Below are 835 nucleotides of genomic sequence, written 5' to 3' on the forward strand. Positions count from 1 at the left end.
GATATTTTGCTAATTTCTTTAAAATAACAATATTTTTCGAAGAAAAAAGACAAACTCACTTTTAGAATTGTGAGTTTGTCTTCAGTCTGTAAATAGCTGGATATTCCAGCTATTTTTTTATAGCTATTGTTAACTTTTTGTACTAAAAGGTTAACGAATAGTGTAGAATAAGTTTATTCTGTTGAAATGAGGTTTAAGAAATGAAATTGAAAGATTTAGTGATTATCGCAATGTTTGCAGCTTTAATCTCTGCGATGGGTATTATTCCTCCAATTCCTATGCCAGGTTTGCCTGTTCCGATTGTTCTTCAAAATTTAGGCATAATGCTGGCAGGCTGTTTGTTAGGACGTAAGAAAGGTACGTTTGCTGTATTATTATTCTTATTGCTTGCAGCAGTTGGTGCACCTGTATTATCAGGTGGTCGCGGAGGATTCGCATTATTTTTCGGTCCGACAGGTGGTTATTTATTATCATATATTATTGTTGCCTATTTAATCGGTTTAGCTACAGATAAGATGAGACACTTTTCAGTGTGGAAAGTATTTATTGTGAATGCATTTATCGGTGCAATTTTATGTAACTTAATTGGTGGAGCATTTATGGCACAAAACTTAAAAATGGATTTAATGAAAGCTTATACTTCTGTATTGGTTTTCTTGCCAGGAGATTTTATTAAAGCATTTCTTGCAGCGCTACTTGCTGTATCTTTAAGAAAGAACCCACAAATGAAGAGGAGTTTAAATATCGTCGATTGTAAAATTAAGCTAGACAACTAAAAAAGCCTTCTGTGCTAAACTCAATATGTATTTCCGACCAAAGAAAACATAAGGAGTTA

The 835-nt window shown here is 33.2% G+C and carries 1 protein-coding gene; it reads left to right on the plus strand.

Annotated features, from left to right (window positions below):
* Positions 1–200: 200 nt before the first annotated feature.
* Positions 201–776, plus strand: coding sequence for a biotin transporter BioY (locus CD152_RS08935; RefSeq protein ID WP_103214669.1), 576 nt, complete (start codon positions 201–203; stop codon positions 774–776).
* Positions 777–835: the final 59 nt, after the last annotated feature.

The organism is Macrococcoides caseolyticum, from assembly GCF_002902665.1.
Classification (GTDB): Bacteria; Bacillota; Bacilli; order Staphylococcales; family Staphylococcaceae; genus Macrococcoides; species Macrococcoides caseolyticum.

What these genes read in the sequence shown, in the direction of transcription:
- CD152_RS08935 (WP_103214669.1), top strand. Translation starts at nt 201, where the DNA reads ATGAAATTGAAAGATTTAGTGATTATCGCAATGTTTGCAGCTTTAATC.